The organism is Corynebacterium pseudogenitalium, assembly GCF_024453815.1.
GTDB classification, from domain to species: domain Bacteria; phylum Actinomycetota; class Actinomycetes; order Mycobacteriales; family Mycobacteriaceae; genus Corynebacterium; species Corynebacterium pseudogenitalium.
This window is the reverse complement of the sequence record NZ_CP072934.1, coordinates 1,738,332-1,761,029: the sequence shown is the minus strand read 5'-3', so window position 1 is coordinate 1,761,029 and position 22,698 is coordinate 1,738,332. Positions and strand designations below refer to the sequence as shown.

The window sequence follows — 22,698 nt, the reverse complement described above, 5'->3', positions numbered from 1 at the left end:
AATGCAAAAAATCCTGCGCACCGGACGGAGCCGGGGCACAGGATTGCTCTGCGCGAAAAGCTTAGGCCATCTTGTTCAGAGCGCGAGCCATGTTCGACTTCTTGTTCGCCGCGTTGTTGCGGTGGAACACGCCCTTGGACACAGCCTTGTCCAGCTTGCGGGAAGCGAAACGCAGCTGCTTCTCAGCGGCAGCCTTGTCGCCGGACTCAACAGCCTCACGGAACTTACGGATCTCCGTGCGGACAGCGGAACGGACGGACTTGTTGCGAACGCGACGCTTCTCGTTGGTGAGAACGCGCTTCTTCTGCTGCTTGATGTTAGCCATAATGTGCACCTCTTAAATAAGTTGGTATCGATTGCAATGTCGAAGATTCGGCAACGGGCTGTTACTGCGTAATGCTTTGAACTTGACGCGAACCCAAGGTCCTGCCCGCGTAGATCACGCACCCGAAACCGGATACAAACAACTCGACTAAGATACCCCACCACGAGAAACGGGGCAAGTGGCAGGCTTACTAGGTCCAGTGGTAGGTGTCGCGCAGCCGGTTCGCCACGCGATCGAAGCGCCGAGCGGGGAGGGTGGCGCCTCGCCGGTGGATACTTGCCTCCGGCACGACAAGCAGCAGGTCCAGGCGCAGCCAGCCGGGCTGGCCGGAGGCGTCCCAGTCCCCGGTGCCGATGCCGAGCCACTCCTCAGTGGCAGACGCAGGGTCCGACACCGGCTCCTCGCCGCAGTGGATGAGCAGGGCAAGAACATCGTGGTGGTCGCGCCCGACGACGAGCATCGCGCGTTCCTCCGGGGGAGTCGACGGCACGAGCGCCCACACGACCTCGCCGGGCTCGGCGTTGCCGTCCATGTCCGGACCGTAATACAGGTTCCGGGCGTGCTGTTCCGTAGGTTGGACGTCGATACGCGTGGCGGTGGTGCGGGTCTTGGTGCCGGGGGTGAGCCCGAGGCGCTCGTTGAGCAGCGCGAGCCCCTCCTCGAGGGAGGCACGTCGTTGCTGTTGAAGCTTGCGCCAGAAAACCATGGTGCAAACTTTAAGTGTTTTGCCTGGCCTGGGCAAGGTTGTGTTTCGAAATGGGGCACTGCGAGGTAGAGTGGCACAATTATGGCTGCCCAAAAACGAAATTTCGCGGAAACCACGTTCACGGACCCGGAGCGGATCCGAAACTTCTGCATTATTGCCCACATTGACCACGGAAAATCCACGCTCGCGGACCGCATTTTGCAGCTGTCTGATGTCGTCGAGGCCCGTGAGATGCGTGATCAGTACCTGGACAATATGGATATTGAACGCGAGCGCGGCATTACTATTAAGGCCCAGAACGTGCGCCTGCCATGGACGCCCCGCTCCGGCGAGTACGAGGGCCAGGAGATGGTCCTGCAGATGATTGACACGCCGGGCCACGTCGACTTCTCCTACGAGGTCTCGCGCGCTCTCGAGGCGTGTGAGGGCGCAATCTTGCTTGTCGACGCCGCCCAGGGCATCGAAGCCCAGACCCTGGCGAATTTGTACATGGCCATGGACAATGACCTGGAAATCATCCCGGTCCTCAACAAGATCGACCTGCCGGCAGCCGACCCGGAGAAATACGCGCTGGAGATCGCCAACATTATCGGCTGCGAGCCGGAGGACGTGCTGCGCGTGTCCGGCAAGACAGGTGAAGGCGTCCCGGAGCTTCTGGATAAGGTCGTCGAACTAATCCCGGCACCATCGTCAGAGTTTGACGCCGATGCGCCGGCCCGCGCCTTGATCTTCGACTCCGTCTACGACACCTACCGCGGCGTCGTTACCTACATCCGCATGATGGACGGCAAGCTGCTGCCGAACCAGCAGGTGCAGATGATGAATACCGGCGTGCGCCACGAAATCCTCGAGATCGGCGTGGTCTCTCCAACCATGAAGAAGACAAAGGGGCTCGGCCCCGGCGAGGTCGGCTACCTGATTACCGGCGTGAAGGATGTGCGCGAAACCCGCGTCGGCGACACCGTGACCTGGGCTAACAAGGGGGCAGAGGAGCCACTCGACGGCTTCGAGGAGGTCAAGCCGATGGTGTACTCGGGCCTGTTCCCGGTCTCACAGGAGGACTTCCCGGCGTTGCGCGAGTCGCTGGAGAAGCTGCAGCTTAACGACGCCTCCCTGACCTGGGAGCCAGAGACCTCCGTGGCGCTGGGCTTCGGTTTCCGCTGCGGCTTCCTGGGACTGCTCCACATGGAGATCACCCGCGACCGCCTCGAGCGCGAATTCGACCTGGACCTGATTTCCACCGCGCCGTCGGTCACCTACCGCGTGATCGCCGAGGACGGCTCAGAGCAGATGGTGCACAACCCATCCGACTGGCCAGGTGGCAAGCTGCAGGCGGTGTATGAGCCGATCGTCAACATGACGATCATCGTCCCGCAGGAGTTCGTTGGCACCACGATGGAGCTGTGCCAGTCGAAGCGCGGCACCATGAAGAACATGGAGTACCTCTCGGAGGACCGCGTCGAGCTGCGCTACTACATGCCGCTCGGCGAGATCATCTTCGACTTCTTCGACATGCTCAAGTCCCGCACCAAGGGCTACGCCTCCCTGAATTACGAGGACGCCGGCGAGCAGGAAGCGGACCTGGTCAAGGTGGACATCCTGCTGCAGGGCGACCCCGTGGACGCGTTCTCCGCGATCGTGCACAAGGACTCCGCGCAGTGGTACGGCAACAAGATGACCAAGAAGCTCAAGGAACTCATCCCACGCCAGCAGTTCGAGGTCCCCGTGCAGGCGGCGATTGGCTCGAAGATCATCTCGCGCGAAAACATCCGTGCGCTGCGTAAGGACGTGTTGTCCAAGTGCTACGGCGGCGACATTTCGCGTAAGCGCAAGCTGCTGGAGAAGCAGAAGGCCGGCAAGAAGCGTATGAAGGCGATCGGCTCGGTCACCGTGCCGCAGGAGGCATTCGTGGCAGCGCTGTCGACCGACGAGGCGTAGCCCCTCAGCGCCGAGTGTGGTGGAAATCACCACACATTTTACGGTCTATATCCTTTGTGATGCATCCACCGCGCGAGTGTGCGGTGGATGTTTTTGTGACCTTGAAGTTTCATTAGTGTGCGACGCCTGTTTGTGGCCAGGTGTCGAAAATGTACTGTATGGGCTACGGCGTGACGGCTCGTAAATGTGCAGGCGGGAGAATTGTCTACCGTGTTTCATATGTTTTTGTCGGGCTAATTAGGATGCGTGTTTTCGAGAAACTTTGAAGTAGCATCAGGGCGATTTTATTGCCTCCGAAAGGACACCCCTCATGCGAAACTTTGGAGCGTCCCGCGCCGCCCGCCGACGTGCGCTGATCGCCGGAACCATCATCTGCTCACTCGCGCTTAACGACGCGCCCGCTCTCGCGGCGGACCCGCACCCCGCTGTAGAGCAGGCACAAACTGAAAATGACGCCATCGCCGCCGGCCGCGTCACCTCGCTGGAGCAGATCGAGCAGCAGCAGGTGCAGGGAGTCGTGCAGGGCCGCGCAGTGCTGGCCACGGACGCCTACTCGCTGAATGCGCAACAGCAGGGACTCGGAAACGGCTACACCGTCTACCTGCAGTGGATGGACAACACGTCCCCGGCGTCGCCAGTGTTCACTGCGAGCACCCACACACTTGCCGACGGCACCCCTCCGGGAGAAGGCTACTTCGTCTTCGACAACCTCGACTGGGTTGACTCCGAAGGCGCCCTGCACCGTTTCGCCCCGGAATCTGGAGGCAAACGTACCCGCTACAAGCTGTGGCTGCGCCCCAACCAACAAGGGCCCGCCGGCAACACCCTAGTCACGCTGCGTCAGGGACCAGGCTCCGGTGTCGGATTCATGAGCCCCGACACCGACGAACTACTCGGCGCCAAAGTCATCGAAGGCTCCGCACTGACGCACGCCCACATCTACGCCGCCGAACAACCCGCCACCGCCGACGCCCCCTTCGCGTTCGCCCGCCCGCGCGCTGAGTGGAAACTCGACGAGCACGGCCCTGCCGGAGATCGGCCACAGTACTCAGTCTCCGGCGTGGTGTACTGGTCCAGCATCAACCAGGAAGACGGATTCCCGCGCAAAACTGAAGGCCAAGATGGCGACGGCCACTACGTGGTGATGAGCCGGTTGAGCGAAGAGGGCGTCGAAAAGCTGAGGGAGGCCACCGGCGACATCGCAGACCCTGCCGAGCTTTCCCGCGCACAGGCCGCATACCTGCGCGAATACCCCGAAGCGATCGCTGAAACCGTGATGGCAAAGGTCGAGCACGGCCACTACACCGTGCGATTCAGCGGACGCGTAACCGAAGACTCGCTGTACGGCTTCGTCGTCGCAGGCTCGAAGCACTCCGGGCCAACGCAGCAGGTGCTCCCGGCATACTCGGGATGGTCCGTGCCGATGTTTGGCCCCGCTGGCGAACACTCCGTACTCCCGGCGGCCCAGTATCGCGCGGAAGGCATCTTCGCCGCCGACGGCGTCCACTTCGCCCTCGTCCCCGACGCCTCCGACCCCCGCCTCCACCTCAGCGCCTCCACCGGCCTGCACCGCGCCGCGCCTGGAGCCGACGTGCACCCCTTCGTAGAAATGGTTTCCGCACTTGGCCAGTCCGCCGACATCGAGTGGACCAACGCGCGAGGCGAAATCGTCGGTGCCTGCAACGACGACAACCTCAACAGCTGCTCCTTCACCGTCCCCGACGACACCCCCGACGGCACCACCTTCCAGGGTCGATTGATGCTCGAGTCCCAAATTGTGGACTCCGCGCAATTCGCAGTCAGCGCCAAACCACTCGCCGAGGACTACCAGCCGGAATGGCAGCCAATCACCGTCGAAGCAGGGAAGCGCACCACGGCGCCGGCACCCACACTCGCTCCCACAGGTCGTCCCGCGCCTGACGACGTCAGCTTCGCCCGCGACGCCCACACACAAGATTGGGTCACCGTGTCCGCCGATGGATCCCTCACCGTAACCCCGCCCGCCGGGACAAAAGCCGGGCGCCACGACGTCCGGGTTTTGGTTACCTACCCGGACCAGTCCACCGAGACGGTTACTGCCGCTGTGACAGTGTCCGCGGCTGAGGCTGAGGCCACGCCGTCGAGTTCGGCGCCGAGTGTGGTGCCAAGCGTGGTACCAAGCGTGGTACCGCCGAAGCCAACGACGTCCGCCCCGCGGACAACTGCAACCACGAAGCAGTCCGCGCCGCGGACAACTACGTCTGTTACGTCTGTTCAGCCGAGCGTTGAAAGTTCCACGCCGCGGATAACCGCGACCACCAAGCCGTCCGCCTCGCGGACAACTACGTCTGTTCAGCCGAGCGTTGAAAGTTCCGCGCCGCGGACAACCGCAACGACGAGACCATCGGCTACGACGTCGGCTCCGAAGTCCACGCCGCGGACAACTAGGCCTGCTTCGTCGAGTGCTGAAAGTTCCGCGCCGCGGACAACCATGACCACGAAACCGTCCGTCCCGCGGACAACCGCGACCACCAAGCCGTCCGCCCCGCGGACAACCGCAACGACGAGACCATCGGCTACGACGTCGGCTCCGAAGTCCACGCCGCGGACAACTAGGCCTGCTTCGTCGAGTGCTGAAAGTTCCGCGCCGCGGACAACCATGACCACCAAACCGTCCGTCCCGCGGACAACCGCGACCACCAAGCCGTCCGCCCCGCGGACAACCGCAACGACAAGACCATCGGCTACGACGTCGGCTCCGAAGTCCACGCCGCGGACAACTAGGCCTGCTTCGTCGAGTGCTGAAAGTTCCGCGCCGCGGACAACCATGACCACCAAACCGTCCGCCCAGCGAACAACTGCAACGACCAAGCCGTCCGCCCCGCGGACAACGAACGCACCGACTTTGGACGCCCTCGTTGAGGGGCTGACAGAGCTCCGGGGTGGCGCTGACTATGCGGGTCAGAGGCTAACAGTGTCGGTAACAGGTCAGGGCGAGTCGCCTGTGCAAGCGAATAGCAAAAAGAGGTGGAGTCTTCGGTTGTCGCGGCCGTTGCGTGCGGGGGACGTCGTGAAGGTTCGTGATGTTGCGGGCAACGAAACGAAAATGACTGTTCAAGCGAAACCGACGGCAGCACCTATGTCAGGCTCTTCGACGGGCAACATCGTTGGTATCGTGCTCGGAATCTTGGCGGTGTTGATCGGTGGTGCTGTCGCGTTCGGGCTGCACACGGGTATGTTGAAGCTGCCCGGGGTGCTGCATCGATGAGGTGAGGCTCGGCCGTAAAACCTAAAAGGTAGTAACAGGATGGTAGTAATCCCTTTTTCGGCTCCCAAAATCCGGATTACTACAATCCTGTTACTCCCATTTGCGCAAAGGGCTCTGATGAGCCGAGCTGGTCGGCGCCCTGCCGAGCTAGTCCTTCTTGGACCCAGACTCAGACTCAGACTCAGAATCGGAGTCTTCGGCTTCGTATCCGTCGGCCCAGGTGCCGGTTTCGTAGTCGTAGCCGACGTTTTCGCCGTCCTCGTTGGTGCGCTGGTACCAGTCGGTGACGTGGGCGGCGGTGGAGTCGAAGTCGGCGCCGGCGCCCTTGCCTTCGTCGGCTTGGTTGACGGTGAGTTCGAAGTCGTCGCCGTATTCTTCGAGGCCCTTGATGACGGCGGCGCGCATTGCGGAGCGCGCGTAGGTGTTGCGGATTGCGAGTGGGTCGGTGGAGAGATCCCGCAGGAAGGCGATGCCGATGAAGATCAGGATGACGGAGAAGGGCAGCGCGGAGAGAATGGTCAGGGACTGCAGGCCGGACAGCGCGTCTTCGCCGCCGGTGAGCAGCATGACGACGGCGATGCCCATCATGCAGGCGCCCCAGAACAACACGATGAGCTTCTTCGGTGCCGGGTCGCCCTTGGAGGACATGGTGCCCATGACGACGGAGGCGGAGTCGGCAGAGGTGATGAAGAAGATCGAGAGGATGACGATCAGGAGCACCGAGGTGATGCTGTACAGCGGTAGCTGCTCAAACATGGCGTAGAGGATGCTTTCGGTGGAGCTGGTGCCGTCGAAACCTGGGATGTTGTCCCGGTTGAAGGAGATGGTGGTGCCGCCGAAGATGGTGAACGCGAGGATGAGCACGGTCGTCGGTACGACGATGGTGACGATGACGAACTGTCGCAGCGTGCGGCCGCGGGAGATGCGGGCGATGAACATGCCGACGAACGGGGTCCACGCGATCCACCATGCCCAGTAGAAGGCGGTCCAGGCCGACTGGAAGTCGAGGGTTTCCGTGCCCCAGGTCAGCGAACGGGACGCCATGTCCATGTACTTGTCGACGTACGCGATCGTGCCGGACGGGATCAGGTTCGTGAGGAACAGGGTCGGGCCGGTGACGAACACGAAGAAGATCGCGCCCAGTGTCAGGGTGATGTTGATGTTGGAGAGGATGCGCACGCCCTTGGACACGCCGGAGACGGCGGAGATCATGAAGCCGGTTGACAGCAGCATGATGATGGCGATGAGCACGCCGGTGGACACTTCGATGCCGCCGACGATGGACACGCCCTCGGTGATCTGCAGGGACGCAACGCCGAGGGATGCCGCTGTGCCGAAGAGGGTGGCGACGATCGCGAGGATGTCGACGATCTTGCTGGTCCATGTCGCCCCACCCTTGGTCAGTGGGGTGAAGATGGAGGACAGGAGGGAGACGCGGCCGCGTCGATACGTCGAGTAGGCGAGTGCACCGCCGACGAGCGCGTAGGCCGACCACGGCGAAACGCCCCAGTGGAAGTGGGACTGCGCCATGGCTTGGTGCAGGGCTTCGGGGGTTTCGGCGTCGACAGTCAGCGGTGGTGGGGTGATGTAGTGGTTGAGGGGTTCGGAGGGGCCGAAGAAGAAGATGCCGACGCCAATACCTGCCGCGAACATCATGGCGATCCAGGAGAAGAAGGAGTACTCCGGTTCCTCGTCGTCCTTGCCGAGCTTGATGGTGCCGAAGCGTGAGAACGCGATGACGAGCATCAGGACGACGCAGCCGGACATGATGATGTTAAACAGCCAGCCGAAGTTGTACATGCCCCAGTTCAGTGCGTTGCCGGCGACTTCGCCGACGGTGTCTGGGGCGGCGATGCCCCAAATGATGAACGCGACGATGAGCACCGCTGTGACACCGAAGACGAGTTTGTCCACCCCGAATCGGTTGCGTTGTTCTTCTACGCTGATCCCGGGGACGAGTCCGGGGTGCATGTCGTCGGGGTAGGCGGGTGCAGCATTGGTGCTGGACATGAGGTGCTCCTTGAGATTGTGAGTCTCTTAGTTAACCGCATCCGGGACGATATGGCTAGTTGGGTCCGGACGTTTTCGGCGGTTGATAGCCAGGAGGAGCAGCGTTGTACCGATGGTGAATGCGGAAGAAAACGCCAGGTCAACCCACCCAAGCTCGGTGGGGCTGGCGTCGGGTTCGATGAAGAAAACAGAGATATTATTAAACGCGTGCATCACCACTGCGGCCTCGAGTCCGCCGGTGTACCAGACAAGGGCGGAGACGCAGATGGTGAACACGAGGATGTCGGTAAGTCCGATCCAGTTGTACTCGTGCAACGCCACGAAGGGGATGACCGGTACCGCGTACGCCACCCACGGCGAGCGCACCCACGTGCCGACGATCTGGGGGATAGCGCCGCGGAACATGAACTCTTCCGACGCCGCCTGAAACGGCGTGATGAGCACGTACATCAGCAGGATTGGCGTGAGGTCGATGTCTTCCCACGGCGTGGTCAGGCCGAACAGTACCAGCATGACCAGGCTGCTGCGAAGCACGATTGGCCAGCGCACGCGGCCCGCCACGCTGACGAGCAGCGCCGGATCGCGTCCGGCCACCCGTGCTGCGAGGAACGCCGCCGGCAGCGTCAGCGCAAGGCTGAGCACGATGGCCAGCTGAGATTCCATGTCGCCGGTGGCGTCCAGGAAGAAGAAGGCAGCCAGCGTCAGCGTGAGGAAGAACGCTACGAGCAGCAGCGCCTCTATGAGCGCGCGCCACCACGGCCGTTCAGCGGCGAGGAGGTGGTACTCAGGGTAGGGCTGCAACGGCGACCTCCAGCGCGATGCTCGCGGAAGCACCCGGGATCAGGGTCACGCCGCGGCGGTCTTCGCCGAGCAGCGCTGGCTCCACGCACACGAAGTGCGCCCAGTCGTCGTCGCCGAGGTCCTCGGCGTCGCGGCAGACGTCGGGGCCGGGGTTCCACACCACGAGGTGGTCGGTGCCGGTGCAGGTAAACGTGAGCTCGCGCGTGGCGTCGCGGAGGACGGCGCTGGTCGCTCCGGCAATCACGGCGTCGGTTTCGTTGCCGAAGCGCAGCGGGCCCTCCACCGTCTTCAACTCGCCGTCGGTTTTGTCGAGGAAGCGGGAGCCTTGGACACCCGAGAGCTCCGCGGTTGCCGCGTCGCAGGCCCAGTAGGGGTGCAGCGCGATCTGGACGGGCCGCGGGGTGGTCGCCCCGTTGGTGATGGTCAGTTCGAAGCGCGAGCGGGCGTCGTCAAGCTGGCTGCGGAAGACGAGGTGGAAGTTGTCGTGGCTCACGCGCATCGTGTCGCCGTCGTGTTGCCACTCGAGGCTGGTTGCCCAGCCGTGCATCTGCTCGCCGAGGGTCTGTGCGAACCACGGGGCAACAACTGGGATGCCTCCGTGGGCCGGATTGTGCTGGGAATGAAAAAACAGTGGTTGCGTCACGGCTCCCAATGCTAGTGGGGGTATAGCATGAGGGCCATGTCTCTGTTTGCTTCCTCTCTCCACTGCGTTGATGTCCCCTTCGAGCGCGAGGGGGTGCAGCTGTTCGCGCGCATCGTGCGCAGCGCCACGACCGCGAAGGACGCGCCGGCGCTGCTCTTCCTCCAGGGCGGCCCAGGTTTCCCGAGCCCACGCGAGCGCTTCGAGTGGATCGAGTACGCCACCAAGCGCGGCTACCAGGTGGTGCTGCTGGATCAGCGCGGCACGGGCCGCTCCTCCCGCATCGATCGCGCCATGCTTGGCGACGCCACCATCGACTTCACCCGTCTTCGCGCCGACGTCATCGTGGACGACGCGGAAGCGCTGCGCCGCACGCTGGGGCTGGCGCAGTGGGACGTGCTGGGCCAGTCCTTCGGCGGGTTCTGCCTGGTGCACTACATGCTGCGCTACCCGGACTCGCTGCGTGCGGCGCTGTTTACGGGTGGGTTGCCCTCGATCAGCAGGGGCGTGGACGAGGTGTACGAGGCGACGTTCGCCACCGTGCGGGCCCGCCACGAGGAGCTCTTCGAGGCAGTGCCGTGGGCGCAGGAGCGCATCGCGGAGGTGTGCGAGCACCTCGAGCAGCGCGAGGAGTTCCTGCCAACCGGGGAGCGGCTGAGCGCGCGGCGTTTCCGGACCATCGGCACGCTGTTGGGGCAGGAGGGCGGCGCAGGCACGATCGCGGCGCTGCTCGAGGCCCCCTTCCACCCGAATGGTGCGATGCGCACGGACGTGCTTGCGCAGATCGGCGCGCTGGTCAGCTACGAGTCTGGCCCGCTCTACGGGGTGATCCACGAATCCATCTACGGCGGTACCGTACCGGGTGCGACCGCGTGGTCGGCGCAGCGCGTCGCCGAGCGCACTCCCGGCTTCGGCGCCGGCGAAGGGTTGCTCACCGGCGAGCACGTCTTCCCGTTCCAATTCGACGAGGACCCGGCGCTGCGCCCCTTCAAACAGGCAGCGCACGAGCTGGCGGCCAAGGACGATTGGCCCAACCTTTACGCCGGGGCTGCAGGGTTCAACGCAGCCGACCACGGGATTCGGACCGCGGCGGCCGTCTATACGCAGGATATGTACGTGCCGCGCCAGTTCTCCCTCGAGACCGCCGAGGCACTCGGCATCAACGTGTGGGAAAACGACCAGATGCAGCACGACGGGTTGCGCAGACACGGCGAGACCGTGCTGGGTGCGCTGTTAGAAATCGTAGGCGTCTAGCTCGACGGCGCTCGGGTAGGAGGGCTGCGCGCCGGGCTTCGTTACAGCGATCGCGCCGACCTTCGCCGCGACCTTCGCGGCCTCGTCCAGGGTGTCGCCCTCAACCAGGCGGTGGCACAGCGCGCCCGCGAACGCGTCACCAGCGCCAACCGTGTCGACGGCCTCCACCCGAGGCGTGGCCACCGGGCGCAACCCATCCGCGTCGGCGATGAGCGCCCCGGCCGCACCGAGGGTGAGCACGACGGAGGCGAAGCCGGCGTCGAGAAGCTGCTGGGCCAGCTGCTCCGGGGGCTCCTGCGGGGAGACGCCGAGCTGCTCGAGGATGAGGCCGGCCTCGTGCTCGTTGGCGAGCAGCGGGTCGGCGGCGAGCAGTGCTGCGCGGTCCACCTCCACGACGGGGGCAAGGTTGACCACGACGCGCGCACCGTGGGCCTGCGCCAGCTCGACCGCCTTGGCGAAGCCGTCCGCGGGGATCTCGCCCTGCAGCAACACGAGTGAGGCGTCCTCGATGGCGGCGACGTGGCGCTCAACGTGGTTCGCGTCCACCTCGGCGTTCGCGCCGGGCACGACCAGGACGGTGTTCTCGCCATCGGCGGCCACGGTGATCACAGCAAGGCCGGTGACCTCCTCTTTCTGCTCGACGTGGGTGAGGTCCACACCCGCGACCTCCAGGAGCGCGAGCGCCGGTGCCGCGTTCGAGTCCTTACCAACCGCGCCGACTAGCGCCACATGCGCGCCCAGCTTCGCGGCTGCGCACGCCTGGTTGGCGCCCTTGCCTCCGGCGGTGAGCCCGCCGCCTTCGCCCAGTAGGGTTTCGCCCGGGTTAGGGTGGCGGGCAACGTTGACGGTGAGGTCTGCGTTAATGGAACCAACTACTACGATCTTCATACCCACCCACAGTAGCGCCTAAAACATGCTGTCGATGAGGCGCCGCGTGTATTCGTGCTGCGGATTACGCAGGACGTCCTGCGTGCGGCCCTCCTCCACGATTTCGCCCTCGTGCATCACGATCGTGCGAGGGCACAGCGCGCGCACCACGCCGAGGTCGTGGGAGACGAACACGAGGGTGGAGGCGAGCTCGTCGAGCAGGGTGAGCACCTGGTTACGCAGGGTGGCGTCGAGGGCGGAGACGGGCTCGTCCGCAAGCAGGATATCGGGGGTGGCGGCGGTCGCGCGCGCGATAGAGATGCGCTGGCGCTGCCCGCCGGAGAACTCGCGGGGCAAGCGTCGCTCGGTGCCCTCGAGGCCCACCGCGGCAAGCACCTCGCGGGCCCGCCGCGTATCGACGCCCGCCTCCTCCACCGACGCCCCGACCCGCATCCGCGGGTCCAGGGAAGAGTAGGGGTCCTGGAACACCATCTGGCAGCCGCCGTTGATGCGGACCTCCCCGGAGTCGACGCCGCGCAAGCCCGCGATGACGTGCAGGAGGGTGGTCTTGCCGGAGCCAGAACCGCCCACGATGCCGATGCGCTCGCCCCGGCGGACCTCCAGGTTCACGTTGCGTAGTGCTTTGGTGGTGCCGCGGGTGACGGAGACGTCGCGAAGCGTGACCACGGGCGCGCCTACCTCGCGTGGCGCAGTCGCGAGCGTGGGCAGCGTCGGGTTGAGCAGTTTGCGCGAGTAGGCGCTGTCCGTCGGCTCGATCGACCCAGCGCGAAACACCAGAACTTCCTGCGTCATGTGCCTGACCACCGGCATGTCGTGGGAGATGAACAGCAGCCCCATGCCGCGGCGGCGGACCACGGCGTCGATGAGGTCCAGGATCTGGCGTTGGACGGTGACGTCAAGGGCGGTGGTGGGCTCGTCGCAAAGCAAGAAATCGGGGTCGCCGGCGAGGGCAAGCGCGATGAGCACGCGCTGGCGCTGCCCGCCGGAGAGCTCGTGCGGGTAAGCCTCGGGGCGGTCGACGCCGACTTCCTGCAGCAGGTGCCGCGGCACGACCTTGCCGATCTTCTTGAGCGGGTCGAGTGCCGTCATGGGTTCTTGGAAGACCATTGCGACGCGAGAGCCGCGCACGCGGCGGCGGGTCCGCTCGGAGGTGCCGATCATTTCGACGCCGTCGACGGTGATGGAGCCTTCCGCGGGGAGGTCCGTGAGCCCCATGATGGACAGCGCCGTGAGTGACTTGCCGGACCCGGACTCGCCGATGATGCCGAGGCGCTGGCCGCGCTCGAGCGTGAAACTGATGCCGTGCAGCAGGCCCTCGATGCGGAGGTTAGAAACGTTGATCACGGTGGCCTCCTGCTACGTTGCACGCGAGAATCGTCAGCGCGATGGCCAGCGCCGGCCACAGCGCAAGGTGCGGGGCTGTGGCCAGGTAAGGCTGGCTGGCCTGCAGCATCCGGCCCCAGGACGCAAAGGGCGCCTGCACACCGAAACCGAGGAAGGACAGGCCCGACTCGGCCAGCACCGCCATGGAAAACGCCACCGCGATCTGGGTGATGACCACCGGCAGGATGTTCGGCAGCACGTGGCGCCACGCCACCATAATCCCAGGCACCTTGTTCAGGCGCGCGGCCAGGATGTAGTCCTGGGACATCACGCGAAGCGTGGCTACCCGCGAGACCCGAACGAACCCGGGGATACCCGCGATGCCAAGGGCGAGCACCACGATCCACATGCTGGCGCCGAATGCAGCGGTCAACGCGATGGCCAGCAGCAGCGCCGGAAACGCCATGAGCACGTCGCTGCCGCCCATGACGGCGCGCTCCGTCCAGGAGCGTCGCATGCCCGCGAGCACCCCGAGTGGCACGCCCACGAGCAGGGAGAGCGCGGCGGCACCTGCGCTCGCAGCAACGGTGTAGCGCGCGCCCATCATGATGCGCGAGAGTAGATCGCGGCCCAGCTCGTCGGTGCCGAGCAAGTGCGTAGCGCTTGGTGCGGCGAGGCGCTGCGCCGGCATGGCCTGCAGCGGGTCGTAGGGCGTCCACACTAGGGAGAGCACCGCCACGAACACGATGGCCCCCAGCGTTATCCACCCAGCTATTCGTTTCGGGTTCACTTCGCCCTCCTGACACGCGGGTCAACGACCCCGTAGGCGATGTCCACGAGCGCGTTGACCAGTAGCGTAAACGCCACCAGCAGCATCATCGTGGACTGCACCGCTGTGATATCGCGGTTGCGCACCGAGTCCAGCAGGAAAGAGCCAAGGCCGGGGATGGCGAAGACTTGCTCCACAACCACGGCGCTGACCACCAGCGCGGACAGCTGGATCCCCACCACCGTGAGCACCGGCAGCGCGGCGTTGCGAAGCACGTGCTCGCGCACCACCTGCGTCATGCTCGCACCGGTAGAGCGCGCGGTGCGCACGTAGTCGCGCTCGAGCTCCTCGGAAACCGCGGTGCGGATATACCTCGCCAGGATCGCCGTCTGCACGGCGGTCAGCGACAGCACCGGCAACACCGCGTGCGCAGCCGTGCCCCACCCGTTGGCAGGCAACCAGCCCAAACGCACCGAGAACACCGCCACGGCCACAATGCCGACAACGAAGCTCGGCACCGCCATGCCCAGCTGCGTCAGCCCGGACAGCACCGCACTGTTTCGCCGCGCCAGCCAGATCCCGACAGGAAGCGCGATGGCCAGCGACAACACCATCGCAGCCACCGCCAACACCAGCGAGACCCCCGCGCGCTGCCAGATCACCGGACCCAGGTCCGCGCCGCTGGCCAGCGACACCCCGAAGTCACCGCGCAGCATCGCCGCGATCCAGCCCACGTACTGGGCCACCAGCGGGCGGTCCGTCCCCAACGTGTGCGACAGCTCCGCCACCGCTTCATCCGAGGCGTTGAGCCCAAGCGCGATGCGCGCCGGGTCGCCCGGGATGGCCCGCAGCAGCAGGAAGATCACCACGCTGGCCGCGGCGAGCAGCGCGAGCAGCCGCAGCAGTGTTGACGCAATGCGTTTCATCGGCGCACCTCGTTCAGTGGCAGGGAATCGGTGACCACGTTCGGGTCAAGCCCGTGCACGCCCGGCGCGTAGAGCACGATGTTCGGCGCGTTGACCAGGGTGAGCGCCCCGGCATCCGCCATGATGGTGTCCACCGCGGCCCGCAGGTCGCCTTGCGCCATGAGCTCGCGGGCGTGCGCGGAGTCGTAGCCGAAGTAGTAGTCCGGGTTGCCGAACATGTGCACCATGTCGCGCGGCTCCACGTGCGAGATAATCGACGCCTGATAGTCGTGCTGCTTGTGCACCTTGTTCAGCCACACCGCCGGGAACTCGACGGTGTGCAGCGTGACGCGGAAGCCGACGCTGCGAAGCTGGGAGTAGATGAGCTCGCTGGCGGTCTGCGCGTACGGCAGGCTGGGCACCTCGATGGTGACCTCAGGGGTGCGTCCGGCGAGCAATTCGCGTGCCTTGTCCGGGTCGAAGGGGTAGTAGTTGGTGCCGGTAAACCACGGGTCGGTCGGTGGGACGGGCGCGCCGCCAGTGTCGGTGGCGAGCCCGTTGTAGACCACCGCGTTGAGCGCGTCACGGTCGATGGCGTAGGCGGCGGCCTGCCGCACGGTGACGTCGTCGAAGGGTGCGGCCTTGTTGTTCATGCTGAAGACCACCTCGCCGTTGGTGGTACCGACGGCGGTGGTGATGTCTTCAGGCAAAGCGTCGAGTAGCTGCGGCGCCTGCATCGCCCACACGACGTCCACATCGCCCACGCGCAGCGCGTTGACCGCAGCGATGGCGTCGCCGAAGTAGCGGATCATGGCCCCGCTTTGCGGCTTTGTGCCCCAGTAATCGGGCCGCGGGTCGAAGGCAATCGAGTGGCCGGGCTCAAACGAGCGCAGCGTGTACGGCCCGGTGCCCAACGGGTTTTGAGCGAGCCTTCCCACGGAATCGGGCGTCATCATCGCACCCGTCATCGTGCCCATGGACCACAGCCACTGCTCGCTCGGTGCCTTCAGCGTTACCTCGAGCGTGCGCGGGTCTACCGCGCGGGCGGATGCGACCGAGTCCATGTTCTCCTTGATGCCGTTGACCCAGGAGTCCTTTACATAGTTGATGGAGAAGACGGCGTCGTCGGCGTCGAAGGGGGAGCCGTCGGAAAAGGTCACGCCTTCGCGCAGGTCGAAGGTGTAGACGGTGCCGTCCTCGCTTATTCGCCACGCAGTCGCCAGCCACGGCTGCGGTTCGCCGTTGGCGTCGATACGCACGAGCGTCTCATAGATGTTGCCCATCAGCGCCTGTGGTGCCGCGGCACCACCGATGGAGGTGAAGTCGAGGCCCGCAGGGGGCCCTTGCGTTGCGACGACCACATCCTTCCTGGGCGTCGCGGGACCACATGCAGCGAGGCTCAGTCCGAGCGTGGCGCCGAGCGCGGACGCCACCAGCCCGCGCGACAGGGTGCTGAAATGCATGAGTGTAGAGTCTAGCGGTCCCAGACTCCTGCGAGAATTTCCATCGAACGCAGCGCCTCTTCATGCGTTGGGGCCTGCAGCGAAATCATCAACTCGTCCGCGTGCGCGGTGGCGGCGAAGTCGGTGAGGTAGTCGCGGACCTGATCACCGGTACCGGCCGCGGTGTAGCGCAGCATGCCAATAATCTGTTGGCCCTGTGGGGAGCGCACAACCTCGTCGAGCTGCTCGTCGTTGAGCATGGTGCCGCGGCGGCCGATCATGGCGCGCACCCGGTTGCGGTGCACCAGGTGGGTCTGGCGCTCGGCGTCCTCGGCGGTGTCCGCGGCGGTGACGTTTACGGCCGCGATGCAGTAGGGCTCCGGGTAGCGCTCGGACGGCTCGTAGTTCTCCTTGTAATACACCGTGGCCTGCTCCAGCATGTTGGGTGCGAAGTGGGAGGCAAACGAGTACGGAAGGCCGAGCTTCGCTGCGAGCGACGCCCCGAACATGGAGGAGCCGAGGATATACAGCGGCACGTTGGTGCCTGCGCCCGGCACGGCGGTCACCCCGGCCAGCGGGGAGTTGTCGCTCAACCACGCCTGTAGCTCGAGCACGTCTTCCGGGAAGTGCTCGGCCGCCCGCGGGTCGCGCCGCAGCGCCCGGCCGAGCGTTTGCTGGTCGGTGCCCGGGGCGCGGCCAAGCCCGAGATCAATACGGTTCGGGTAGAGCTCCTCGAGCATCCCGAACTGCTCCGCAACCACGTACGGCGAGTGGTTCGGCAGCATCACGCCACCCGCGCCGAGCCGAATGCGCTCGGTTTTCGCCCCGATGTGGGCAATGAGCACCGCGGGCACCGAGGAGACAATGCTGTGCATGTTGTGGTGCTCGGAGTACCAAATACGCGAATACTCCAGCGATTCCGCCTTCTGCGCGAATGCAACGGAACGCTGCATTGCGTCGGCGACGGACTCGCCGGAGTATCTGGTGCAAAAATCAATCAGTGAGAGTGGGGTAGACATGGCCCCACACTACGCGTTGACGTCCTCCGCGTGTTGCTTCGGGCGGGCCAGGTCCACGACCAGGCCAATTACGAACGCGACGGCCACCGGCAGGACCCAGCCGAGGCCCGCGGAGTCGAGCGGAGCCCACGCCACCAGCGGACGCAAGGCGTCGGCGCCCCAGTCCAGGGAAATGAAGGTCTCGATTGCGGACCAGACCACAGCAACCCAGATCGGCAGGAAGAACGCCCAGCGGAAGGTCAGGCGGCGCTTGAACGCTGGCTCGACAAGGGTGACGAAGATCAAGGCAATGGCCGGCGGGTACAGGAAGCCGATGACCGGTGCGGCAATCGTCATCACGAAGTCCAGGCCCTGGGTCGCGATGACCATCGAGGCGATGGTGAAGATGACCGCCCACGTGCGGTAGGCGCCGCCAAACTCGGTGGAGAAGTACTCTGCGGTCGCGGTGATCAGGCCGACCGCGGTGGTCAGGCAGGCCAGCAGCACGATCAGTGAGAAGATGACCTGGCCCGCCTGGCCCATCGTCAGGTTGGAGGCTTCAGCCAGCAGGCCTGCGCCGTTATCGAACTGGTCGGAGTCCGGCATCACGCGACCGATCATGCCCAGCCCGACGTAGATGAGTGCCAGCAGCGCGCCCGCACCGACGCCAGCTGCGATGGTGCCGTTGACCAGCTTCTTGCCCTCAGGGAAGCCCTTCGAACGCAGCGTGGAAATCACAACAATGGAGAAGGCCAGCGCGGCGATGGAGTCCATCGTCAGGTAGCCCTCCAGCAGGCCGGTCGGGTACGGGCCGGACTGGTAGTGCTCCGAAGGGGCGGAAGGCTCTACGTCCCAGCGGAACAGCGAAACGGCGATCATCACGACCAGCAGGATGACCAGCGCCGGAGTGAGGAACTTACCGAGCTTTTCCATGATGGTGTTCGGGTTCCAGCTCAGCGCCAGGGCAATGCCGAAGAAGATGACGTTGAACACGCCCGAGGCGAACAGGCCGGACACACCGAACAGCGGGGTGATGGCCGTTTCCATCGACACCGCGCCGGTACGTGGCAGCGCGTAGAACGCGCCGATGGACAGGTAGGCGAGCACCGGGAAAACGACACCGAAGATGCTGCCTGCACGCTGCGCGAGGTCGCGCACGTTCGTGCCGGACAGCGCAATCGCGATGACCGCCAGCACCGGCAGCAGCGCGCCAGTGCTGAGGAAGCCGAGGATGGCAGGCCAGAAGTTATCGCCTGCCTGGACGGCCAGGATTGGTGGGAAAATCAGGTTGCCGGCACCGAAGAACATGGAAAACAGTGCCAGCGCGGTGACGACGACCGCCTGGGTGGAGTTCCCCTGTTTCGTGCCCGTTTGAGCGTTCTGTGTGTGGTCCATTGCCACACAGTACAACACACAGCGAAAAAATGGGAAATCTTTTCCATTCTGTGAGACGTTTATACGAGTGTTTCGATCGCCCTCAACGGAATCTCCACCCAATCTGGGCGGTTGTTCGCCTCGTACACCACCTCGTACGCAGCCTTATCCACCACGTACGCTGCAAGAACCGGGTCCTCGCTCGCGGGGGCAGTGCCGTAACCCTCCAACAGCTTTTCGACGTGCTCCCGCTCCCAGGCAGCGTCAAACCCGCCCACAGCCGCGGCGTACCCGTAGGAGCGGATCATCCCAGCTACGTCCCGCAGCGGGTGATCCGGCAGACGGCGCTCCTGCAGCGGACGGGCTGGCTCGCCCTCGAAGTCGATGAGGAACCACTGGGAATCCGTCTTCAGCGTCTGTCCAAGGTGGAGGTCGCCGTGGACGCGCTGCGTGGTCAGGGGTGTCGTGGCGGTGGCGGCGGAGCTGGCGTCGAGAAGCGAGTAGAGCTTCAGGATGCGCTCGCGGTACTGCTCGAGCACCGGCGCGCGTTGGATGTAGGAGTCGAGGTGCCGTGTCAGTCGCGTGCACAGCGCCGACGGGCTGGCGGTCTCGGTGGGGAAGGCCTCGGCGAGCGCGGTGTGTACCTGGCGGATCGCCGTGCCGAGCGCCTCGGTGTCGCTGGTGTCGAGCGTGCCGCCTGTGGCGAGCACGAAGCCGTCGGTGCCGCCCACAATGCAGTCCTGCTGCATCGCAAGGGTCTGGCCGTCGCGGGTGGCGTAGCCGCGCACCGCGGCGACCGCTGGGCAGTCCGCGATCTGGCTCAGCAGCTCCACGTCCGGGTTCAGCCCGTCCTCGAGGCGGCGGAACACCTTGACGATGTGCTGGCCGACCACCAGTGAAGTGTTGGACTGCTCGGCCCCGAGCGGGCGCGCGCCGACGGAGTCGATGGTGCCCTCCACCGCGCCAAACGTTGCGACGTTGGCCAGGTAGGCCTCGGCGCCTTCGGGGGTGTGCAGGACGTCGTGGGTGCCGGTGGCGTCGACAAACACTTGGTAGTGGTCGACCGTGCCGCCGTGGTGCACCGCGAGGATCTGCCAGGTGAAACGCTCACCGGTGGTTGGGGAGGTGACATCTTCCGCGGCGACGACGTCGATGGCGTCGACTGGCTCGGACTTCGCGCCGTAGAAGCGCTGCGCAGCAATATCAATCATGTGACCAATGTTAGGAGATATCGAACCAGAAGAAGCCATGAGGCGCGAGTGTGCTCAGCCACGGCAGCTCACCGATGGCCGGGAACTCCTCACCGCCGGTCAGTTCACGGGGCACCACGCCGTTGTAGTGCGACAGGTCCATCTCGACGGCCTGCGGGCGCGAAGACATGTTGTGCACGCACAGGATTCGCTCGCCCTCATACTCGCGGATAAACGCTAACACCTGCGGGTTTGCGTGATCCACCTCGATGTAGGAGCCTCGGCCGAACGCGCGGTACTGCTTGCGGATCATGATCATCTGGCGCACCCACTGCAGCAGCGAGTTCTCCAGCTTCATCTGGGATTCCACGTTGACAATGTCGTAGCCGTACTGGTCGTTGCGCACCGGCGGCAGGTAGAGCCGCTCCGGATCCGCCTTGGAAAAGCCACCGTTGCGGTCGTTCGACCACTGCATCGGGGTGCGCACACCGTCGCGGTCAGGCAGCCAGATGTTGTCGCCCATCCCGATCTCGTCGCCGTAGTACAAAAACGGCGAACCGGGCAGGGACAGCAGCAGCGCGTGCGCCAGCTGCAGGCGCCCGCGGTGCCCACCCAGCAGCGGGGCAAGGCGCCTGCGGATGCCCACGTTGGCGCGCATCCGCGGCTCGAACGCGTAGTTCTGGTACATGAACTCGCGCTCCTGGTCCGTCACCATCTCGAGCGTGAGCTCGTCGTGGTTGCGTAAGAACATACCCCACTGCGCGGATTCGGGAATCGGCGGCGTCTCGCGCAGGATATCGACGATCGGCTGCGCCAGCTCCTGGCGGATCCCCATGAAGATGCGCGGCATGACCGGGAAGTGGAACGCCATCTGGCACTCGTCACCCTCGCCCTCACCGAAGTAGGCGACGACCTCCTCCGGGAGCTGGTTCGCCTCCGCGAGCAGGAAGCGGCCCGGGTACTCCTCGTCGAACAACGCGCGGACCTTCTTAATGAACTCATGCGTCTCCGGCAGGTTCTCCGAGGAGGTGCCCTCGCGCTCGAAGAGGTACGGGATGGCATCGAGGCGGATGCCGTCCATCCCCAGATCCAGCCAGAAGCGGATGACGTCCAAAATCTCCTGCTGGACCGCCGGGTTGTCGTAGTTCAGGTCAGGCTGGTGGGAGAAGAAGCGGTGCCAGAAGTACTGCTTGCGCACCGGGTCGAACGTCCAGTTGGACTCCTCGGTGTCGATGAAGATGATGCGGGTGCCAGCGTACTTCTCCGGGTCATCCGACCACACGTAGTAGTCCCCGTAGGGGCCGGACGGGTCGCGGCGGGACTCCTGGAACCAGGGGTGCTGGTCGGAGGTGTGGTTGATCGGAAAGTCTGTGATGATGCGGATCCCGCGACGGTGGGCGGCGTCGATAAGGGAGACGAAGTCTTCCACCGTGCCGAACTCCGGCAGCACCTTGCGGAAATCCCGGATGTCGTAGCCGCCGTCCTTCAACGGCGAATCGTAGAACGGTGGGATCCAGAGGCAGTCGACGCCGAGCCACTGCAGGTAGTCCAGCTTGGACTCCAGGCCCTGGAGGGTGCCGGAGCCGGTGCCGTTCGGGTCGAAGAAAGCGCGGACCAGCACCTCGTAAAACACTGCGTCCTTGTACCACTCCGGGTCAGGGCGCTCCCACGGCTCGGCGGCCGGGGTGGGTGTGGAGAAGTCGGTGGCCTGCGGGGTAGGAAGTTTGTCGTTTTCGTTCATGCTTCCTCACAGTAGCTTGATTGCCTCAGCCATGCGCTGGACGGCTTCCTGCAGGATCTCGGGCGAGGTGGCGAAGTTGAGGCGCGCCTTGTGCGCGCCGCCGGGCCCGAAGCTGGTGCCCTCGTTGAGCGCCACGCCCGCGTGTTCCAAGAGCCATTCGGCCGGGGTCTCGGTGGTGAGCTTCGTGCCGGAAAAGTCCACCAACAGCAGGTAGGTCGCCTCCGGGACGGGGAAGGTGATGCCGGGGATCTGCTTCGGCAGCTCCTCGACGAGCCAGTCGCGGTTCGCCCGCAGCTGCTCTACCTGCTGGTCTAGGTACTCGGTGCCCTGCCCGTAGCAGGCCTCCGCAGCCACGATGCCCAGCGTGCCCGTGCCCTCCTTCGTGATGTCGGACAGCGCGTTCCAGGTGGCCACGTCCTCATCGTTGGAGAAGAGTATCTGCGCGCACTTCAGGCCTGCCACGTTCCAGGCCTTCGACGTCGCCGTAATCGTGATGCACACGTCCGGGTTATGCTCGGCGGCGCACACGTGGCTGCCCTCGTAGACGATCGGGGCGTGGATCTCGTCAACGATGACGCGGCCCCCGTAGCGGCGCGCGATGTCGCAGATCGCGTCGAGCTCTTCGCGGCTGAAGATGTAGCCCCACGGGTTCATCGGGTTGGTCACGATAATGGAACCGGCACCGTTGCGAAACGCCTCCTCGACCTCTGCCAGGTCCAGGCCGCCCTCGCTGCCGACGTCCACGCGATTGCGCCCCGCGGTTGAGGCGATCTCGAGGAAGGGGAAGTACGCCGGCACGGGCACGATGACGTCGCCTTCGGTGAAGTGCTCGATGGCCAGCAACACGCCGCGCACCACGTCGGGGACAGTAAAGATGCGTGCAGGGTCCGGGCGCCAGCCGTAGCGCTGGACGTAAAACTCGGAGACGTTCTTTGCCAGGCACTGCGCGCGAGGTGCGGGCGTGTAGCCGAGGCATTCGCGCTCTACGGCGTCGAGCACCGCAGCTTTGACAGGCGGGGCGGTGGGGAAGTCGCTTTCGGCGATAAACAGCGGCAGCACGTGCTCGTCGTGCACGGTCCACTTGCGGGTACGGCGGTCGCGGAGGGTGGAAAGGTCTGGGAACTTCATGTCCCACGACTGTAGTCAG

18 protein-coding genes are annotated in these 22,698 nt (G+C 65.0%); 3 read left to right on the top strand and 15 right to left on the bottom strand.

What is annotated here, in order from left to right; translation table 11 throughout:
- Positions 1–61 precede the first annotated feature (61 nt).
- Both rpsT and KBP54_RS08425 read right to left on the bottom strand, forming a co-directional pair.
- The gene (gene rpsT / locus KBP54_RS08430) at positions 62–325 is read right to left on the bottom strand and encodes a 30S ribosomal protein S20 (protein WP_070362056.1); all 264 of its coding nucleotides are present in this window, start codon (positions 323–325) and stop codon (positions 62–64) included.
- A 190-nt stretch (positions 326–515) separates the two neighbouring features.
- Positions 516–1,031, bottom strand: coding sequence for a type II toxin-antitoxin system PemK/MazF family toxin (locus KBP54_RS08425; protein ID WP_070362057.1), 516 nt, complete (start codon positions 1,029–1,031; stop codon positions 516–518).
- A gap of 81 nt (positions 1,032–1,112) precedes the next feature.
- Between KBP54_RS08425 and lepA the strand changes: the two genes are divergently transcribed.
- Both lepA and KBP54_RS08415 read left to right on the top strand, forming a co-directional pair.
- Positions 1,113–2,969 carry a translation elongation factor 4 gene (gene lepA / locus KBP54_RS08420; RefSeq protein WP_070362058.1) on the top strand — a complete coding sequence of 619 codons (1,857 nt, stop codon included), beginning with the start codon at positions 1,113–1,115 and terminating at the stop codon, positions 2,967–2,969.
- Positions 2,970–3,279: 310 nt separating this feature from the next.
- Positions 3,280–6,216, top strand: coding sequence for a Rib/alpha-like domain-containing protein (locus tag KBP54_RS08415; protein ID WP_256005369.1), 2,937 nt, complete (start codon positions 3,280–3,282; stop codon positions 6,214–6,216).
- A 147-nt stretch (positions 6,217–6,363) separates the two neighbouring features.
- On the opposite strand, the gene KBP54_RS08410 is transcribed toward KBP54_RS08415, so the two are convergent.
- The 3 genes from KBP54_RS08410 to KBP54_RS08400 are packed head-to-tail and all read right to left on the bottom strand — an operon-like array spanning position 6,364 to position 9,670.
- A complete protein-coding gene (locus KBP54_RS08410; protein ID WP_256005367.1) occupies positions 6,364–8,226 on the bottom strand; it encodes a BCCT family transporter in 1,863 nt (620 codons plus the stop codon).
- A 27-nt stretch (positions 8,227–8,253) separates the two neighbouring features.
- Positions 8,254–9,027 (bottom strand): CPBP family intramembrane glutamic endopeptidase, encoded by a 774-nt coding sequence (locus KBP54_RS08405; protein WP_070478030.1) that lies wholly within the window; start codon positions 9,025–9,027, stop codon positions 8,254–8,256.
- Positions 9,011–9,670, bottom strand: coding sequence for an aldose epimerase family protein (locus KBP54_RS08400; RefSeq protein WP_070478029.1), 660 nt, complete (start codon positions 9,668–9,670; stop codon positions 9,011–9,013). The genes KBP54_RS08405 and KBP54_RS08400 overlap by 17 nt, the downstream gene beginning before the upstream one ends.
- Positions 9,671–9,706: 36 nt before the next feature.
- Here KBP54_RS08400 and KBP54_RS08395 point away from each other — a divergent pair, with 36 nt between their 5' ends.
- Positions 9,707–10,921: an alpha/beta fold hydrolase gene (locus KBP54_RS08395; protein WP_070478028.1), complete on the top strand. Its 1,215-nt coding sequence runs from the start codon at positions 9,707–9,709 to the stop codon at positions 10,919–10,921.
- Here the strand turns inward: KBP54_RS08395 and KBP54_RS08390 are convergent.
- Genes KBP54_RS08390 through KBP54_RS08345 form a run of 10 tightly spaced genes read right to left on the bottom strand, consistent with a single transcriptional unit; the run spans position 10,901 to position 22,679 of the window.
- Positions 10,901–11,809, bottom strand: coding sequence for a ribokinase (locus KBP54_RS08390; RefSeq protein WP_070478027.1), 909 nt, complete (start codon positions 11,807–11,809; stop codon positions 10,901–10,903). The two genes, KBP54_RS08395 and KBP54_RS08390, sit on opposite strands and share 21 nt — an antisense overlap.
- Before the next feature lie 18 nt (positions 11,810–11,827).
- Positions 11,828–13,153 (bottom strand): ATP-binding cassette domain-containing protein, encoded by a 1,326-nt coding sequence (locus KBP54_RS08385; RefSeq protein ID WP_070478026.1) that lies wholly within the window; start codon positions 13,151–13,153, stop codon positions 11,828–11,830.
- Positions 13,137–13,922, bottom strand: a complete 786-nt coding sequence (locus KBP54_RS08380; RefSeq protein WP_070478025.1) for an ABC transporter permease — start codon at positions 13,920–13,922, stop codon at positions 13,137–13,139. The genes KBP54_RS08385 and KBP54_RS08380 overlap by 17 nt, the downstream gene beginning before the upstream one ends.
- Positions 13,919–14,827 carry an ABC transporter permease gene (locus KBP54_RS08375; protein ID WP_070478024.1) on the bottom strand — a complete coding sequence of 303 codons (909 nt, stop codon included), beginning with the start codon at positions 14,825–14,827 and terminating at the stop codon, positions 13,919–13,921. The genes KBP54_RS08380 and KBP54_RS08375 overlap by 4 nt, the downstream gene beginning before the upstream one ends.
- Positions 14,824–16,269: an ABC transporter substrate-binding protein gene (locus KBP54_RS08370; protein ID WP_256005363.1), complete on the bottom strand. Its 1,446-nt coding sequence runs from the start codon at positions 16,267–16,269 to the stop codon at positions 14,824–14,826. Before KBP54_RS08370 ends, KBP54_RS08375 begins: the two co-directional genes overlap by 4 nt.
- 11 nt (positions 16,270–16,280) lie before the next feature.
- Entirely contained in the window at positions 16,281–17,267 is a 987-nt protein-coding gene (locus tag KBP54_RS08365) for an LLM class flavin-dependent oxidoreductase (RefSeq protein ID WP_070362069.1), read from the bottom strand.
- A gap of 9 nt (positions 17,268–17,276) precedes the next feature.
- The gene (gene brnQ, locus KBP54_RS08360; RefSeq protein ID WP_070363451.1) at positions 17,277–18,641 is read right to left on the bottom strand and encodes a branched-chain amino acid transport system II carrier protein; all 1,365 of its coding nucleotides are present in this window, start codon (positions 18,639–18,641) and stop codon (positions 17,277–17,279) included.
- Between the two features lie 59 nt (positions 18,642–18,700).
- On the bottom strand, positions 18,701–19,831 hold the full coding sequence (locus KBP54_RS08355) for a phosphotransferase (RefSeq protein WP_070362070.1): 1,131 nt from the start codon (positions 19,829–19,831) through the stop codon (positions 18,701–18,703).
- A 10-nt stretch (positions 19,832–19,841) separates the two neighbouring features.
- Positions 19,842–21,551 carry a maltose alpha-D-glucosyltransferase gene (gene treS / locus KBP54_RS08350; RefSeq protein WP_070362071.1) on the bottom strand — a complete coding sequence of 570 codons (1,710 nt, stop codon included), beginning with the start codon at positions 21,549–21,551 and terminating at the stop codon, positions 19,842–19,844.
- 6 nt (positions 21,552–21,557) lie between these two features.
- Complete coding sequence (locus tag KBP54_RS08345; protein WP_070362072.1) at positions 21,558–22,679, bottom strand: MalY/PatB family protein; 1,122 nt, start codon at positions 22,677–22,679, stop codon at positions 21,558–21,560.
- Positions 22,680–22,698: the final 19 nt, after the last annotated feature.